Origin of the sequence: Pseudomonas sp. Irchel 3H9 (assembly GCF_900187495.1) — a bacterium.
GTDB classification, from domain to species: Bacteria; Pseudomonadota; Gammaproteobacteria; order Pseudomonadales; family Pseudomonadaceae; genus Aquipseudomonas; species Aquipseudomonas sivasensis.
Window position 1 is genome coordinate 510,559 of sequence record NZ_FYDK01000004.1, and the last position, 17,227, is coordinate 527,785.

Annotated in this window: 15 protein-coding genes and 2 pseudogenes; 14 read left to right on the plus strand and 3 right to left on the minus strand. The window is 60.8% G+C overall.

Annotated elements, in window-relative coordinates; genetic code table 11:
- The first annotated feature begins 10 nt into the window (after positions 1-10).
- The 8 genes and pseudogenes from CKW32_RS17525 to CKW32_RS28630 form a co-directional block, all read left to right on the plus strand.
- Positions 11-985, plus strand: coding sequence for a LysR family transcriptional regulator (locus CKW32_RS17525; RefSeq protein ID WP_032885896.1), 975 nt, complete (start codon positions 11-13; stop codon positions 983-985).
- A gap of 263 nt (positions 986-1,248) precedes the next feature.
- Positions 1,249-2,766 (plus strand): amino acid ABC transporter permease/ATP-binding protein, encoded by a 1,518-nt coding sequence (locus CKW32_RS17530; RefSeq protein WP_095185528.1) that lies wholly within the window; start codon positions 1,249-1,251, stop codon positions 2,764-2,766.
- A gap of 27 nt (positions 2,767-2,793) precedes the next feature.
- Complete coding sequence (locus tag CKW32_RS17535) at positions 2,794-3,666, plus strand: phytanoyl-CoA dioxygenase family protein (RefSeq protein ID WP_032885895.1); 873 nt, start codon at positions 2,794-2,796, stop codon at positions 3,664-3,666.
- A 27-nt stretch (positions 3,667-3,693) separates the two neighbouring features.
- Positions 3,694-4,524 (plus strand): ABC transporter substrate-binding protein, encoded by an 831-nt coding sequence (locus CKW32_RS17540; RefSeq protein WP_095185651.1) that lies wholly within the window; start codon positions 3,694-3,696, stop codon positions 4,522-4,524.
- 50 nt (positions 4,525-4,574) lie between these two features.
- Entirely contained in the window at positions 4,575-5,306 is a 732-nt protein-coding gene (locus CKW32_RS17545; RefSeq protein WP_095185529.1) for a class II aldolase and adducin N-terminal domain-containing protein, read from the plus strand.
- A gap of 10 nt (positions 5,307-5,316) precedes the next feature.
- Complete coding sequence (locus CKW32_RS17550; protein WP_095185530.1) at positions 5,317-5,994, plus strand: DUF1028 domain-containing protein; 678 nt, start codon at positions 5,317-5,319, stop codon at positions 5,992-5,994.
- Entirely contained in the window at positions 5,991-7,142 is a 1,152-nt protein-coding gene (gene argE, locus CKW32_RS17555; protein ID WP_032885892.1) for an acetylornithine deacetylase, read from the plus strand. Before CKW32_RS17550 ends, argE begins: the two co-directional genes overlap by 4 nt.
- Positions 7,143-7,334: pseudogene (locus CKW32_RS28630) on the plus strand (putative addiction module antidote protein); the annotation flags it as partial.
- Positions 7,335-7,507: 173 nt separating this feature from the next.
- Here the strand turns inward: CKW32_RS28630 and gudD are convergent.
- Both gudD and CKW32_RS17570 read right to left on the minus strand, forming a co-directional pair.
- Positions 7,508-8,833, minus strand: coding sequence for a glucarate dehydratase (gene gudD, locus CKW32_RS17565; RefSeq protein ID WP_095185531.1), 1,326 nt, complete (start codon positions 8,831-8,833; stop codon positions 7,508-7,510).
- Positions 8,834-8,852: 19 nt separating this feature from the next.
- Positions 8,853-10,214, minus strand: coding sequence for an MFS transporter (locus CKW32_RS17570; protein WP_095185532.1), 1,362 nt, complete (start codon positions 10,212-10,214; stop codon positions 8,853-8,855).
- 338 nt (positions 10,215-10,552) lie between these two features.
- Here CKW32_RS17570 and CKW32_RS17575 point away from each other — a divergent pair, with 338 nt between their 5' ends.
- From CKW32_RS17575 to CKW32_RS28865, 4 genes are all read left to right on the plus strand, one after another.
- On the plus strand, positions 10,553-11,263 hold the full coding sequence (locus CKW32_RS17575; RefSeq protein ID WP_095185533.1) for a FadR/GntR family transcriptional regulator: 711 nt from the start codon (positions 10,553-10,555) through the stop codon (positions 11,261-11,263).
- 13 nt (positions 11,264-11,276) lie between these two features.
- Positions 11,277-11,969, plus strand: a complete 693-nt coding sequence (locus CKW32_RS17580) for a tRNA (adenine(22)-N(1))-methyltransferase TrmK (protein ID WP_032885887.1) — start codon at positions 11,277-11,279, stop codon at positions 11,967-11,969.
- Positions 11,970-12,008: 39 nt separating this feature from the next.
- Positions 12,009-12,299, plus strand: coding sequence for a DUF3144 domain-containing protein (locus tag CKW32_RS17585; RefSeq protein WP_032885886.1), 291 nt, complete (start codon positions 12,009-12,011; stop codon positions 12,297-12,299).
- Positions 12,300-13,999: 1,700 nt separating this feature from the next.
- Positions 14,000-14,692 (plus strand): methyl-accepting chemotaxis protein, encoded by a 693-nt coding sequence (locus CKW32_RS28865; RefSeq protein ID WP_371854012.1) that lies wholly within the window; start codon positions 14,000-14,002, stop codon positions 14,690-14,692.
- Positions 14,693-14,695: 3 nt separating this feature from the next.
- On the opposite strand, the gene CKW32_RS17595 is transcribed toward CKW32_RS28865, so the two are convergent.
- Positions 14,696-15,817 carry a lactonase family protein gene (locus tag CKW32_RS17595; protein ID WP_095185534.1) on the minus strand — a complete coding sequence of 374 codons (1,122 nt, stop codon included), beginning with the start codon at positions 15,815-15,817 and terminating at the stop codon, positions 14,696-14,698.
- Positions 15,818-16,030: 213 nt separating this feature from the next.
- On the opposite strand from CKW32_RS17595, the gene CKW32_RS17600 reads away from it, so the two are divergent.
- Positions 16,031-16,489 carry a transposase gene (locus tag CKW32_RS17600; protein ID WP_095185535.1) on the plus strand — a complete coding sequence of 153 codons (459 nt, stop codon included), beginning with the start codon at positions 16,031-16,033 and terminating at the stop codon, positions 16,487-16,489.
- Between the two features lie 306 nt (positions 16,490-16,795).
- Positions 16,796-16,882, plus strand: a pseudogene (locus tag CKW32_RS28870) (transposase); the annotation flags it as partial.
- Positions 16,883-17,227 lie beyond the last annotated feature (345 nt).

Below are 17,227 nucleotides of genomic sequence, written 5' to 3' on the forward strand. Positions count from 1 at the left end.
GGCAGGCGTCATGCTCAGTCGTATTACTCAGCGTCAACTGGAGTATTTCGTCGCGTCGGGAGAGGCGGGCAGCATCAGTGCTGCGGCCGAACGCATTCATGTGTCGTCGCCGTCGATCTCGGCGGCGATCACCCATATGGAAGCTGAGTTGGGCATCCAGTTGTTTATCCGCCACCACGCCCAGGGCATTTCCCTCACGGCGGTGGGGCGTCTGGTGATGCTGGAGGCTAAGCAGATCCTGGAGCAGATGAGCAACCTCTACACCATCGCTTCGGAGTCACTGAACACCGTGCGCGGGCCATTGCGGGTCGGATGCCTGGAGTCGCTGGCGCCGATGATCACGCCGGAATTGGTATTCGGTTTCGGCCGTGCGTTCCCCGGTGTGCGCTTGACCCAGGCCGAAGGCAATCATGAGGAACTGCTGGAAAAACTGCGCAGTGGCGAACTGGATATCGCCCTGACCTACGACCTGGTGACCAGTCCGGATATCGACTTCCAACCCCTCGCGCACCTGCCGCCGTATGTGATGGTGGGCGAGTATCACCCGCTGGCGAGCTTGCCCGCGGTCAGCATGCAAGACCTTGAGGCCTACCCGGTGGTGCTGCTGGATACGCCCTGGAGCCGCGACTATTTCCTCAGCCTGTTCATCCAGGCGGGCACCACGCCGAACATCATCATGCGTTCCACCAACCTCGAAACGGTGCGCGCCATGGTCGGCAATGGCATTGGCTATTCGTTTGCGAACGCGCGGCCCAAATCGAATATGTCCCAGGACGGCAAACGCGTGATCCGCCTGCGCCTGGCCGGTACACATAGGCCGATGAAGCTGGGTTACGCCACGGCGAGCAACACCCAGTTGTCCCGTGTGGTGTCGGCGTTTGCCGAACGCTGCCGCATGTTTGTCTCCGACCAGTACATCCCCGGCATGGCGCCGCCGAGCTTTTTTGACCCGCATGCGGTGCGGGTGTTGAGTGATGTGAGCTGAGATTGCACCAATAGATGGCGTGGGCGGGGAGGCGAATTCAGACGCGCACCATTTCGGCCAGTGCATGCTCTCTCCAGAACACAGCAGGGCAAATGTGGGAGCGGGCTTGCCCTCTCCCACAGTGGATTTTTGCTTCGCTCAGGACTGCATAGGTTCTGCCTACCCAGTGCCCCGGCTTTTACGAATTGACCCCAAGACCCCGCCGCCACGACTCTCATCCCATCGAGGCAGACCCACTTCATTTTTTGCAAGGCGCAGCGACGATGACATTCGACTGGAATTACATGTTTGGTTTGCTGGCTGATGCCGAGTTCTGGCGTGCGACGTGGACGGTGATCAAGCTCAGTACCCTGACCTGGGTGTTGAGCATCGGCCTGGGCTTTCTGCTGGCGCTGGCCAAGCAGTCCAAGCATGGCCTGCTGAGCGTGCCGGCGCGGGGGTATATCTGGTTGTTCCGCAGCCTGCCGCTGTTGGTGCTGCTGATCTTTATCTACAACTTGCCCCAGGCATTGCCGGGCACCTCGGCGGTGCTGGCCGACCCGTTCTGGTCCGGCTTGTTGGCGCTGGTGATCTGCGAAACGGCGTATGTGGCCGAGATCCATCGCGGTGGCTTGCTCTCGATTCCCAAGGGCCAAGGCGAAGCGGCGCGGGCGTTGGGGCTGAGGTTTTTCGGTACCCAATGGCGCGTGGTGATCCCCCAGGCGCTGCGTGTGGCGTTGCCGTCGCTGGCCAACGAATACATTTCCATCGTCAAGCTCACCTCGTTGGTGTCGGTGATCTCTCTGACCGAGATCCTGATGGTCGGCCAGCGCCTGTACTCGCAGAACTTCCTGGTGATCGAAACCATGGCGGCGGTGGCGTTCTTCTATGTGTTTATCGTCACGGTGTTCGACTTTTTGCTCAAACGCCTGGAGCGCTTTCTCGACGTCAACCAGCGCAATGTCTCCCGCGTGCCGGATGCAAACGTGCTGGCCTTGGCTACCCAACAGCGCACCGCCCTGCAACGCCCGGAAAGTAACGGCGCTGCGGCGCTGCAAGCCTCGCGGTTGCACAAGGCCTACAACGACATCGAGGTGCTGGGTTCGGTCAACCTGCTGATTCAGCCGGGTGAAGTGGTGTCGGTAATCGGCCCGTCGGGCTCCGGCAAGACCACGCTGATCCGCCTGCTCAACGGCCTCGAGCAACTGGACAATGGTGAGGTTCATATCAATGGCCTGCCGTTCATTCACCTGAACAAGGTGGGCGCGCAAAAGCCCCAGTACATCGAGCACGCCGAGCATCGCCTGAACATCGGCATGGTGTTCCAGAGCTTCAACCTGTTCCCGCATTTGAGCGTGCTCGACAACCTGCTGATGGCGCCGAAGTACCACCGCCTGGGTCGCACCGACGCGCTCAAGCAACAGGCATACGCGCTGCTGCACAAGGTCGGCATGCTCGACCATGCCTGGAAGTACCCGCACCAGTTGTCCGGCGGCCAGCAGCAACGCGTGGCCATCGCCCGCGCCTTGATGATGCGCCCGCAAATCATGCTGTTCGACGAGCCCACCTCGGCCCTTGACCCGGAGAAAGTCAATGAAGTGCTGCAGGTGATCGAAGCCCTGGCCGGGGAGGGCATCACCATGGTGATCGTCACGCACGAGATGAATTTCGCGTTCAAGGTCTCTGATCGGATCGTGTTTATGGAGGAGGGGCGTGTGGTCTGCGATGACACGCCCGAGGTGTTGCGCCGCGGCCAGAACCCACGCGTGGAGGCGTTCCTCAAGGACGTCTCGCTGGCGTGATCTCTTTAACGTTCAGGAAAAAACAACATGATTGAGCAAGCACACATCGAACAATTCCAGCGCGACGGCTTCCTGGTGGTAGAAGGCGTGTTGTCGCTGGACGAAGTGGCCGCGCTGCAGCATGACTTCGACCAGTGGGTAGAAGAGAGCCGCAGCCATGACCAAGGCTGGGGCGCCACCGTGGATGGCCGCGCGCGCTTTGACCTGGAGGGTGACCACCGCGCCGATCACCCGTCGTTGCGCCGGGTGAGTTCGCCCACCGAGATTTCCCCGGCGTATCAGCGCGTGGCGTTGCACTCGCGCATGGCGGCGATTTCCGCGCAATTGGTCGGCGCCAGCGGCGCGCGTTTTCACCATAGCAAGATCAACTCGAAACTGCCCCACACCGCCACACAGGTGAAGTGGCACCAGGACTTCCTGTTCACGCCCCACAGCAACGACGACATCGTCACCGCGTTGCTGATGGTCAGTGAAGTGACCCCGCAGAACGGCCCGCTGAATGTGATCCCCGGTAGCCACAAAGGCCCGCTGTGGTCGCACTGGCAGGATCAGCGTTTCACCGGTTCGGTGGACGATGCCGTGGTCGCGCAACACTGCCAGCATCCGGTCGCCTGCTACGGCCCGGCCGGTTCCGTGTGCTTTATGCACACGCGTCTTTTGCATGCTTCCAGCCCTAATGAGACCGAACTGCCGCGCACCCTGTTCATCAGCGTCTATGCCGCTGAAGACGCGCTGCCATTCGGCGAAAACCCGTTGCCCAGTACACACGCCGGCCTGCTGGTGGCCGGTGAAGAAAGTGGCTTGGTGCGTTCCACCAACAACCATATGCGCCTGCCACAGAAACCCCGTGGTGCGTCGTTCTTCGTGCAACAGGCCGGACAAGATTCTGCCACTGCCTAACCTCCTAAAACCTTGCGGGTAATGACCATGACAGCGTTTCGTAACAGTGTTCGCCCCCTTGCCGTGTGCCTGCTGGGCGCTGCGGTTGCAATGACCTCGTTGGCGGCTTCGGCGTTCCAGCAGGAAGGCAAGATCATCGCCGGTTCCGACGTGACCTTCTTCCCCTATGAGTACATGGATAACAACAAGCCTGCGGGCTTTGATATCGAGTTCATGGACGGCCTGGGCAAGGTCATGGGCCGCAAGGTCGAGACCCTCGACACGCGCTTCCCCAACTTGATCACCGGCCTGCAAGCCGGGCGTTTCGATGTGACCAACTCGTCGATGTACATCACCGCCGAGCGGGTCAAGGTCATCGACATGATCCCTTACCTCAAGAGCGGCGAATCGATCCTGGCCCTCAAGGACAGCGCCTTCCAGCCCAAGACTCCGGAAGAGTTCTGCGGCCACAAGATCGGCTCCATGGGCGCTACCTCGTGGCTGGCGCAGATGAACAAGCTGTCGGCCGAGTACTGCGTGGCCAAGGGCTTGAAGCCGATCCTGATCAGCGAATACAGCACCGACCCACAAACCACCCAGGCCCTGTTGGCCCACGCGGTGGAAGCGCAAATTACCGACGCCGCCGTGGCCCGCGGTGTGATCGACAAGCTCGGTAGCCGTGTGGTGATTTCCTCCGACACCCTGATCTATCCGGTGCTGAACGGCTTCGGTGTGAAGAAGGGCAATGACACGGTGAAGCAAGCCTTGCTCGACGGTCTGGAGAAATACCGCGCCACGCCTGAATACGCGGCCTTGCTGAAGAAGTACAACTTCGAGGCGCCGACTGAGGCCGACCTCGCGGCGCTGATGCCGAAGTAACCCTACCGCGCGGCCGCAGCCTTGCGGTCGCGCTCTGAGGAGTCCGATCCATGGCGTTATCCCTCGAAGAACAGACACGCATCGACCTGGCGGCGACCTTTCGCATCATCGCCCACCTAGGCATGCATGAAGCGGTGGCCAACCACTTCAGCGCCGCGGTGTCGGCCGATGGCAAACAGTTTTTGCTCAACCCGAAGTGGAAGCACTTCTCGCGTATTCGCGCCAGCGACCTGGTGTTGTTGAACGCGGACGATCCCGCCTGTGCCGACAACCAAAATGTGGATTCGACGGCCTGGTCGATCCATGGGCAGATCCATCGGCTGCTGCCGCACACCCGCGCCGTGCTGCATTTGCACCCGGTGTACACCACCGCGGTGGCGTGCCTGGCCACGCCGCATATCCCGCCGATCGACCAGAACACCGCACGCTATTTCAACCGCGTGGCGGTGGATGAACTCTACGGCGGCATGGCCGATACGGAGGCGGAAGGCGCGCGCCTGGCCGGCCTGCTTGATGGCAAAACCCGGCTGTTGATGGGTAACCACGGCGTGATGGTGACCGCTGCGTCCATCGGTGAAGCCTTTGACGATATCTGGACCCTGGAACGCTCTTGCCAGATCCTCGTGACGGCCTGGTCCACCGGGCAGCCGCTGCGGTTGTTGTCCGATGAAGTGGCGGAGAAAACTGCGCGGAGCTGGGAAGGCATCGCGGATTTCTCACGTCGGCATTTTGAAGAAATGAAGCAAATGATGATCGACGTCGACCCCTCGGTACTCGATTGAGGAACGCCCCATGACCTTTTCCGTTGTCGCCCGCTGCGCCGAGACCGGCCAGTTGGGCATTGCGATCAGCTCGTCGAGCATTGCCGTGGGGGCGCGTTGCCCCTGGCTGCGTGCGGGTGTGGGCGCGGTAGCGTCGCAGAACATCACCTTGCCGAGCCTGGGGCCGCAAGTGCTGGATTTATTGGAGCAGGGCATGGCGCCGAGTGAGGCGCTGACGGCAGTGTTCGCAGGGCAGGAGCACAGTGATTATCGCCAGGTGACGGTGATTGACCGCCAAGGCCGCACCGCGCACTTCAGCGGTGCGCAGACCTTGGGGATTCACGCGGCGGCCAGTGGTGAACAGTGTGTGGCGGCGGGGAATATGCTGGCCAATCCAGGCGTGATTGACGCCATGGTGCGGGCTTTCGAACAGGCCTCGGGGCACCTTGCCGACCGACTGCTGGCGGCGATGCACACGGCGGTGGCTGAAGGCGGCGAGGCGGGGCCAGTGCATTCGGCGGCGCTGCTGGTGGTCGACGACGTGCTCTGGCCCATCGTCAACCTGCGCGTCGATTGGGCGGATAAAGACCCTATCGGCACGCTCGACAAACTCTGGCAGGCCTATCGCCCGCAATTGCAGGACTACATCGACCGCGCCCTCAACCCGCACATTGCTCCCTGCTATGCGGTACCAGGGGATGACCGATGACCAGCAGTCGCGACCTGCTGGCGCAACTGGTGCGCTTCGACACCACCAGTCGCGAATCCAACCTGGCCTTGATCGACTGTGTTCGCACCTATTTGCAGGACCACGGTGTGACCTGCGAGCTGGTCTACAACGAACACAAGAGCAAGGCCAACCTGCTGGCGACCATCGGCCCGGCTGATGTGCCCGGCATCGTGTTGTCCGGGCATACCGATGTGGTGCCGGTGGACGGCCAGCGCTGGAGCGTGGCGCCGTTCGAGCTGACGGAGAAAGGCGGCAAGTTGTACGGGCGTGGTACCGCCGATATGAAGGGCTATATCGCCTGCGTGTTGGCGTTGGTGCCGGCGTTGGTACAGGCGCCGCTGCGTATGCCGGTGCATATCGCGCTGTCCTATGACGAAGAGGTGGGTTGCCTCGGCGTGCGTTCGTTGCTTGAGCGTTTTCATGGGCAGGCGGTCAAGCCGTTGCTGTGTGTGATCGGCGAACCCACCGAACTCAAGCCGGTGCTCGGCCACAAGGGCAAGTTGGCGATGCGTTGTGACGTGCATGGCGCGGCCTGCCATTCGGCGTATGCGCCGTCCGGGGTGAATGCCATCGAATATGCCGCGCGGTTGATCGGTGAGCTGGTGCGGCTCGGCGAGTCACTCAAGGCACCGCGGCATCTGGATGAACGTTTTGATCCGCCGTTTTCCACGGTTCAGACCGGACTGGTCAACGGCGGCAAGGCGTTGAATATCGTCCCGCAGAATTGCACGTTTGATTTTGAAGTGCGCGCGCTGCCGGCCCAGGATCCCTGGCAGGTGGCGCAGCAGTTACGCGCCTATGCCGAACAGACTCTGCTGCCCGCGATGCAGGCGGTGAACGGGCAGTGCGCGATCAGTATCAGCGAGCTGTCCAGCTACCCGGGGCTGGCGACTTCTCTGGACAGCCAGGCCGCCGGATGGATCGCGCAGTTTTGTGGCTCGCGAGACTTCGGCACGGTTGCGTTTGGCACCGAGGGCGGGTTGTTTGATCAAGCTGGCATTCCCACCGTGGTGTGCGGGCCGGGCAGCATGGAGCAGGGGCATAAGCCGGATGAATTTATCAGCGTGGAACAACTGGAGGCCTGTGACCGAATGCTGGAGCGGGTGCTTGCGTTCGTGCGCCCGTAGGCGGCGGGGGGAAATCGCGAGAGCCTGTATAAAACGCTGAAAGGCGGTTCTAAAACGCGCTATGAGACGATTCAGAAACTGATGCTGTCGTTAGGCGTGGAACTGACGGTGCAGCCGATTGCGGCGGTGGCAAGCACGAAAACCGCCAGAGCAAAGCGGGCTGCGGCCGGTAAACCCTGCCACGTGGTTTAGCGAGCGACCACAACCCTGAAAACACCGAGGCCCCCTGTGGGAGGGGGCTTGCTCCCGATAGCGGAGTTTAAGTCGATACATTTCTGGCTGACACACCGCAATCGGGAGCAAGCCCCCTCCCACATTGGATTGATTGTGTTTTGGAGGTCGGGCCTCCCTTAGAACCCAGCTCTTCAGCGCACCAGGCAAGGCTGCTTGTTGTTAAAACTCCACCCCGGAATCAAAAATTGCATCGCCACGCTGTCATCCCGTGCGCCAAGGCCCATGCCTTTGTACACCTCGTGGGCCTTGGCCACGGCGTCCATGTCGATGTCCACGCCCAGGCCAGGCTTGGCCGGCACCTTCACATAACCGCCTTCGATTTTCAGCGGCTCCTTGGTCAGGCGTTGGCCGTCCTGCCAGATCCAGTGGGTGTCGATGGCGGTGATGTCGCCCGGTGCGGCGGCGGCCACTTGGGTGAACATCGCCAGGGAAATGTCGAAGTGGTTGTTGGAGTGCGATCCCCAAGTCAGGCCCCAGTCGTTACACATCTGCGCCACGCGCACGGACCCCTGCATCGTCCAGAAGTGTGGATCGGCCAGGGGGATGTCCACCGATTGCAACTGGATCGCGTGGCCCATTTCGCGCCAGTCGGTGGCGATCATGTTGGTGGCGGTTTTCAGGCCCGTGGCGCGACGGAATTCAGCCATGACTTCGCGGCCCGAGTAACCATTTTCGGCGCCGCAGGGGTCTTCGGCGTAGGCGAGCACGTGGTGTTGATCGCGGCATAGGCGGATGGCTTCTTTGAGCGACCAGGCGCCGTTCGGGTCCAGCGTGATGCGTGCATCGGGGAAGCGTTCGGCGAGGGCGGTGACGGCTTCGATTTCTTCGTCGCCGCTTAAAACGCCGCCCTTGAGTTTGAAGTCGTTAAAGCCGTATTTGGCTTTGGCGGCTTCGGCCAGGCGCACCACGGCTTCGGCCGTCAGGGCTTTTTCATGGCGCAGGCGGAACCACTCGTCGTCACTGTCGGCCTCGTTGCGGTAGGCCAGGTCGGTGGCGTTGCGGTCGCCCACATAGAACAGATAGCCGAGCATCTTCACCGCGTCACGCTGCTGGCCCTCGCCGAGCAATGCGGCCACCGGCACTTCGAGGAACTGCCCCAGCAGGTCGAGCAGGGCGGCCTCCATCGCGGTGACGGCATGGATGGTGATGCGCAGGTCAAAGGTCTGCAGGCCACGGCCAGCCGAATCCCGCGAGGCAAACGTGCTGCGCATTTGGTTGAGGATGCGTTGGTATTGGCCGATGGGTTGGCCGATCACCAGGCTGCGGGCGTCTTCCAGGGTTTCGCGGATGCGTTCGCCACCGGGCACTTCACCAACGCCGGTGTTGCCCGAGCTGTCCTTGAGAATCACGATGTTGCGGGTAAAAAACGGCCCGTGGGCGCCGCTGAGGTTGAGCAGCATGCTGTCGTGGCCGGCGACGGGGATGACCTGGAAGTGGGTGACGACTGGAGTATTCATGGCAAATTCCTAAAGAGGCTCAAAGAGGTTTGCTGAGGGCCGCGCCGGTTGGCGCCACGCCTGGCGACGTCAATGGGGCAGAGGGCGCGGTCTTGGCGAAAAACACCAGGATCGCCGCCAGCACTGAGGTACCGGCCAGGCCGTAGAGGCCGCCTTGGATCGAGCCGGTGGTCTGCTCCAGAAAGCCGAAAGTGGTCGGCGCAACGAAGCCGCCCAGGTTGCCGATGGAGTTGATTAGCGCGATCACGGCAGCGGCAATGCGTACATCCAGATAACCCTGGGGGATCGGCCAGAACAGCGAAGACGCCGACTTGAACCCGATGGCCGCAAAGCAGATCGCCACAAAGGCAAACACTGGCCCGCCGGTGGTGGACATGAACATGCCGGCCGCTGCAATCAACAGTGCCGCCGCGACCCAGGCCTGTTGGAACTTGAACTTGCCCGACAGCGATGCGAAGGCATACATGGCGATGATCGAGATCAGCCACGGAATCGAGTTGAAGAAGCCCACCTGCACATCACTCAAGTCGCCCATCTTTTTGATGATGCTCGGCAGCCAGAATGTCGCCGCGTAAATGGTCAGTTGGATGCAGAAGTACAGGGCGCAGAACAGCAGGATCTGGCGGTCCTTGAGCAGCTTGCCAAGGGTCGGTTTGACGCTGGTCAGCGCCTCACGCTGGCGTTGCTCCTCGTCGATGGCGCCGACCAGTGCGTCCTGTTCTTCGCGAGTCATCCATTTGGCGTCGTGGGGCTTGGAGTCCAGCCAGAACCACACGAAGAAACCGATCACCACCGAGGCCAGGCCTTCGATGGCGAACATCCATTGCCAGCCGTGGAAGCCAAAGCCTTCGATCTGCAATAGCACACCCGACAGCGGGCCAGAGATCAACGAGGCCACCGCCGAGCCGCTGAGGAAAATCGCAATGGCTTTACCGCGCTCCGCGCCCGGCAACCAGCGTGTGAAGTAGTAGATCACTCCAGGGAAGAAGCCAGCTTCGGCCACGCCCAGCAGAAAGCGCAGGATGTAGAAGTGGGTTTCGTTTTGGATGAAGGCCATCATCGTCGCGACGATGCCCCAGGTGAACATGATGCGGGTCAGCCAGATACGCGCGCCGACCTTTTGCAGCAGCATGTTGGAGGGCACTTCGAACAGGGCATAACCGATGAAGAACAGCCCGGCACCGAACCCATAGGCCGCTGCGCCGATGCCCAAGTCGTGCTCCATGTGCGTGCGCACAAAGCCGATATTGACCCGGTCGATATAGTTGAGGATGAACATGATCACGAACAGTGGGAGCACATGGCTCTTCACTTTGCGCACGGCGCGCGCGAGGACCGGATCACTGTGTGGAGCGGCAGATGCATGGCTTGAATTGTTCACAATTCAAAACTCCCCCTGATTATTTTTATGCGGGTTTGCGTGTTTTGTTGATAGACATCATACAAGTTGATTTCTGGAATTCGCAATCCAGTGATTGATGTTTTTGTGTTTATAAGGTCGTTGCTGGAATGATTTTTTTGTTATTAGCCAATGTTTATTGGGATTTTTACCGGTTGGAGGGGTTGAAATGACTCCGTATCTAAGGTGCCGGTCACCGTGGCGCGATCCCGTCATCAGATTGGTTGTCATACAAGTTGGATGGTTTTTCAATCAACCTCGGCGGCGTCCTTTGTCTGGGTGTTAAGCTCGCTCCAGCCCAACCCCGTGGACTTGCAGTAATGCCCAATGAAACCCCAACCCCCGTGCGTAAACGCTCCACCAACCTGGCCCAGGGCGTGGTCGACGCCCTGACCCAGCGCATCCTGCTCGGCCAGTTGAAACCCGGCGAAAAGCTGCCGTCGGAATCCACCATCGTGCTGGAGCATGGCGTCAGTCGGACGGTGGTGCGCGAGGCGCTCTCCAAGTTGCAGGCTTCGGGGCTGGTAGAGACGCGTCACGGCATCGGCACCTTTGTGCTGGAGCAGAGCGCCCAACAAGGCTTGCGCCTGCATGTGGACACGGTCGCCAGCGTGCGCAACATGTTGGAACTGCGCCTGGGCCTGGAGGTGCAAGCGGTGGCGCTGGCTGCACTGCGTCGCACCGATGCTCAACTGGCACGCATGCGCGAAGCACTGGACGACTACCAGGCCTCTCTCGCCAACAACGACAGCTGCGTGGAAGAGGACAAACGCTTCCACCAACAGATCGCCGAAGCCACCGGCAATACCTTCTTCACCGAAATCATGTTGCACCTGGGTAATGCGATGATTCCGCGCACTCAGGTGAAGGTGGACGAACGTGGCGGGGCGGACTTTGCCAAACTCGGGCAATTGGCGAACCTGGAGCATGAGGCGATTTTCAATGCGATCAAACGCCAGGATCCGGACGCCGCACGCGCCGCCATGGTGTTGCATCTGACTAACAGCCGGGATCGATTTTCCGGGGAATGATAAGGAACACAGGTTGAACGAACACACCTTGTCCATGCGCCTGGAGCGCGTGGCAGCGCATGTGCCGAATGGCGCGCGTCTGGCCGATATCGGCTCGGACCATGCCTATCTGCCGGTGGCGTTAGTGCGCCGCGGCGTGATCGACGCGGCGCTGGCGGGAGAGGTCGCGACCACACCGTTCCAGGCAGCCGAACGGACCGTGCGTGACAATGGCCTGGAGCAGCAGATTACTGTGCGCCTGGCCGATGGCTTGGCGGCCATCGAAGCGCGTGACGGCATTACAGCCATCAGCCTCTGCGGCATGGGCGGCGAGACGATCCGCGACATCCTTGAGGCCGGCAAAGCTCATCTGAGCGGCGCTGAGCGGCTGATCCTGCAACCCAATGGCGGTGAGCAACCGCTGCGCCTTTGGTTAATGCGCAATGGCTATCGCATCGTCAGCGAAGAGCTGTTGCATGAAAACCGCTTTTACTACGAAATCATCGTCGCTGAGCGCGCAGACCCTGTGGTGTATACCGCCGAACAACTGTTCTTCGGCCCGTTACTGATGCAGGCCCGTAGCCCGGTGTTTTTGGCCAAGTGGCAGCGCGCGTTACGCCTGAGGCAGAAGACCTTGGCTGCCTTTGAGCGTGCGCAGGCGGTGCCCGAGGCGAAGCTCCAAGAGATTAGCCAGCAGATCCGGTGGATGCTCACACTGCTGGCTTGATACACACCCATTCAACCGTGATAAATCAGGAACCCCGCAATGGCAGACGCTACCGACCACGCCTTCTACGATCGCGCCGACGCGCACATCGAACTGTCGAACGAACAACTGAAAACCTTCGAAGACCTCGGCCAAGTCAGCGCTTCAATGATGTTCGGCACGACGCGGTTCAACGCCTGGGCGTGCGCACGCAACTTCAAGTCCGGTGAGCACATGGCCGAGGAGCGCGAGGCGATGCTCAAGTATTTTTGTGATCAGTATCGGTTGATGCTTGAGGACAATCTGGACGATCACATCAAGAACTTCAGTCGCTACATGCAGGCCAAATAGTCATTGCTCACTGCCTCTCACATAAAGCGCGGCGCCCTTCAAGTTTGGCTGGTTTGCGGCCGATAGGATGCCTGTGAATAAAGGTGTTCTGGACTGCACCTGGGCCAGTCGTCTCCGGCGGTTACAGCAGTCTTGCCAACACTGAGTGCTTTTGCCCCATTTTCGAGCACTCCATCGGCTCCAAAAGCGTGCCGCCCGCCCTGTTTCAGGGCTGTTGTTCAGCGGCCCGTATCTTGCTAGAGCCAAGCTAATCAATGACATGGCACTTTGCCGTTAGTCATTTCACGGCTTGGCCCACCGTGCACCACGTGGGTTGTTTGAGGGAGTAGTCGGACATGCACAGCTTGTTATCACCCGGTATCCGCCTGCTCGGACGTATGGGGTTTGCGCGCAAATTCCAAGTGTTGTTTTTCCTGTTCATGCTGCCCCTGGCTGGGAGCCTCTGGATGATCGGCCAGGACTATCGCGATAAATTAGGCGTTATTTCCACCGAGCAGTCCGGCGTGCGCCAACTGTTGGCCCTGGATGCACTGGACGGTCAATTGACGGCTCAGCGCAACCTGGCTGCGCGTTGGAAAGCGGCGGACATCCTGCACGCGCCGACGCCGGCGGCGAAGGCGGCGATGGACAAGGTCGATACGAATTTCCCGCTGATCCAGCAAAGCCTGCAAGCCTTGGGCGATGAGCTCAAAGCGCAGAACGCCAGCGCCGACATCCTCGCGCGCTACGAGGCGTTGCAGGCCACCGTCAAAGGCATGGACTCCGCTTCGCTGCGCACTGTGGGTTGGTGGCCGGATGGCTACGACCGTTTCACCTCGGCGCTGAGCGCTATGCAAACCCTGCGCGAACAGATCACCCTGGACGCCGGGCTGATCCTCGATCCCTGGCTGGAAACCTACATGCTCATGCAGATGGGCACACAGCAGACGCCAGACTTGATCGAGCGTATCGGTCGTATGGCGGGCGTCGGGCAGTCGTCCATTGCTTCGGGGCAGTTCACCTTGCAAAGCCGTTTGCAGATGCGCGACCTGCGCAGCCGCATTGGCGACGCGCGCGACCAGTTGGCCAAGGCGGCGGCTGCGCTCAAGGCCAAGCAATTCGACGGCATGGAGCCCTGGACTGCGCAGTACGACAACAGCCTGCAACTGTTGGATAACGAGCTTAAAGTGCTGGACGACGGCGTCTTCGGCGGCACCATCAAGCTCGATACCGCCGGTTTCGAGCGCAGTGTCGACGCCATGCTCGGTTCGCTCAGCGCACTGCGCGTGCAGTCGCTGACCTCCCTGGACGAGCGCTTGAGCTACTACCACCGCAACGCGAACGAACGCTTCATTCCTCTGGCGATGACCTTCGGCGTGCTGGCCCTGGCCGCGCTGTACCTGTTCATGTGCCTGCAAGCCTCCATACAGCGCAGCGCAAGAGGCATCACCACCCTGGCCGAATCCTTGCGCGACGGTAACCTGTGCGTCGAAGTGGCGGTGGAAGGGCGGGACGAGCTGGCACTGATCAGCACCGCGCTGAACGTGGCGGTGGTGCAACTGCGCACCAGCCTGTTGGGGGTCAACCACGAAACCCAGCAGCTCGGCTCAGCGGTCCTCACCCTCAATTCGCAATCGGGCAGTACCCTCAGCGAAGTCGAAGACCAGCAGCATCAAATCAGCCAGATCGCCGCCGCCGCTACGCAGTTGGCCGCGACGTCCATGGGCGTCGCCAGAAGCTGTGAACAAGCGTCGGGCAGTGCCCAGCAAACACGACGCATCGCCGAAGACAGCAGCCGCGACAGCCAACGCACCACGGCCAGCATCCAGCAACTCAACCAACGCCTTACCGATACGGCTGATGCTTTGCAGCAAGTCAGTCAGCAGGGGCAGCAGATTCAGTCGGTGGTCGACACCATTCGCGGCATTGCCGAGCAGACCAACCTGCTCGCACTCAACGCGGCCATCGAAGCGGCCCGCGCCGGCGAGCAGGGCAGGGGCTTTGCGGTGGTGGCCGATGAAGTGCGCAGTCTGTCCCAACGCACCCAGGCCTCCACGGCGCAGATCGCCGGCACCGTCGACAGCCTGCGCGCGACCGTGAGCCAGGCCGTTACGCTGATGGGCGCTGCGTGCGAGCAAGCATTGACCGACGCCGAGTCCGTCACCGGCCTGGGCACGCGCTTGGGCGAGATTGCCGGCGCGGTGCAGAACGTCACCGACACCCTGGCGCAGATCGCCACAGCGGTGGAAGAGCAAGCGGCGACGGCGGACGAAGTGAGCGGCAACATCCAGCAAGTCGATCAGGCGGCAGGACGTTTGCTGGATGGCGCGCGAGCGGTCAACCGGGCGGCGGACACCTTGAGCAAGGGCAGCCAGGCGTTGAGTGACAACACCGCGCGGTTTCGTTTGAGCTGAGTGCTATTTGGCTGCGGTGCGCAGGACTTCAATCCACAGCGCACCTTTGCCTGAAGCCGCCTCACCCACGCGCTTCAACGCACCTGCGCCGCTGACCGCGTAGGTACCGACCTTGTCGCTTTTCTCGCCGGTCACCAGCAACCATTGGCCATTGGGAGAGAAGGCGATATTGCGCGGTTGTTTCTCTTCGACCGGGTAGTTGTCGAGAAACGTCAGGCCACCCGTAGCCGCATCCACCGCAAACGCCGACACCGAGCTGCTGGTGCGCTCGCTCATCAGCAGTAGGGTGCCATCTGGGGACAAACGCAGGTCGGCGGCCCAGATGCGTGGCGTCGGGTCGTCCTTCAAATCATTGTTGCGCGCGTCCCGCACTTCGCCGTGGGCCAGTTTCAAACGCGCGGGAATGCCGTTGGCTACGCCGATCTGCGTCAGCGCGCCGGTGCTGTCGTCAATGGAAAATGCAGTGACGGTGCCGCTCATTTCGCCGACCACATACAGGTATTTACCGTTGGCTGAAAACGCCAAGTGCCGAGGCCCGGTGTTGGCCGGCACGCTCACGTAGCCGGTGCCGATTGGCGTGAGTGCGCCGGTGTTTGCCTCGAAGCGATATTGCAGCACGTGGTCGTTGCCCAAGTTGCCGGCGTAGGCAAAGCGATTGCTGGGGTCGGTGCGCAGGGAGTGCGCGTGAGGGCCGGTCTTGTAGGTGAGGATCGGCTCGGGCTTATCGACGGGCTGCACACTGAGGGTGTCGGCCCCATAAGAGGCCGCGAGCAGATAACGTCCGGCGCGGTCGGTGGCCAGGTAGGCCATGCTTTCTGCCAGCGGGGCCTTGGAGCGTGGCGTCAACCGCCCGCTGGCTGGATCAATACTGAAGCTCTGCACTTGAAACGGCTTGACCCGCAGCGCGGCATACAAGGTTTTACCGTCGGGGCTCAGGGCCATCGGGTTGACCTGATCACCGGCTGTTACCTGATCAACCAGGCTCAACGCGCCGTTGCTCTCGTCCAGCCGGTATTGGGAAATCAAGCCATCGCCGGGGCTGGAAATGTACGCGAAGGTCGCAGCGTTGGCGTGTGCACTGAGTCCGCAGGCAATGGCGGCGGCCATGAGGAGGGGTTTATTCACGAGTGAGCCTTATTGTTATGTTTGTGATCAGTCATCGTATGACTGTATTTCTGTCTCCGCAATAGTTGGTTTTTGGGCTCACTTGGCTGTGTCTCTTGCGACGCGCCGGTATGCCTGACCCACAGGGTTACATGTGGTCAACAAGTGACAGTGGCTCGTCCCCTGCGGCGCGCTAGCGTTAAGGCTCTTCAGGCATTTCACGTAGAGCAGCGGATGCGCACCACACCTCAATCACACCGTCTGCGTCACGGCCGTTACTCGGAACACGGTCGCAGCTACCTCATCACCGCCGTGGTTCATCAGCGCCAGCGCTTATTCACTGACCTTTACCTGGGTCGCCTGCTGGTTGCCGAATTCCGGCAGGCTCATGAACTGGGACTGGTCGATTCACTGGCCTGGGTCGTCATGCCTGACCACATTCACTGGTTGTTTGAGTTGAAGCAAAAGGCGTTGGCAGACGTGGTGCGACGTATTAAGTCGCGCAGTACGCTGGTCATTAACCAGCGTCGTCAAAGTAAAGAGCGTGTTTGGCAACCCGGCTATCACGATAGGGCAGTGCGTGCGGACGATGATCTTCGCAAGATGGCGCGTTACATCATTGCCAACCCTTTACGAGCTGGCCTGGTGGAGCGCGTGGGGGATTATTCGTTGTGGGATGCGGCGTGGCTATGAATAAGAGGGGAGAATTCCTGTGTTTGGCAGACTTCCCTGGTGAGCAGGTTTTTGTGGTGGGCAGGCTTCTCTGGTGAGCAGGTTTCTGTAGTGAGCAGGCTTCTTATTGAGTGGTTTTTGTAGTGAGCAGGCTTCTTACAGTGAGCAGTGGCTTTTGTGGTGAGCGGGCTTGCCCCGCGCTGGGCTGCGAAGCAGCCCTAAAACCTGCCGGCGCGATCTATCTGACGAAACGCGGTGTTCTTGATGGGGCCGCTTCGCAGCCCAGCGCGGGGCAAGCCCGCTCACCACAAAAAAAGCTTGCCTGCCACGCGTTACATCATTGCCAACCCTTTACGAGCCGGTCTGGTGGAGCGGGTGGGGGATTATTCGTTGTGGGATGCGGCGTGGCTATGAAGAAGAGGGGCGAACTCCTGTGTTTGGCAGACTTCCCTGGTGAGCAGGTTTTTGTAAGGAGCAGGTTTCTCTGGTGTGCAGGTTTCTGTAGTGAGCAGGCTTCTTATGGTGAGCAGTGGCTTTTGTGGTGAGCGGGCTTGCCCCGCGCTGGGCTGCGAAGCAGCCCCAAAACCTGCCAGCGCGATCTACCTGACGAAACGCGGTGTTCTTGATGGGGCCGCTTCGCAGCCCAGCGCGGGGCAAGCCCGCTCACCACAAAAAGCTTTCTTGCCACCCACAAGCAGGCTGATCACAAAAAGCTCACTTGCCACCTAAGAACAGGCGAACTCCTGTGTTTGGCAGGCC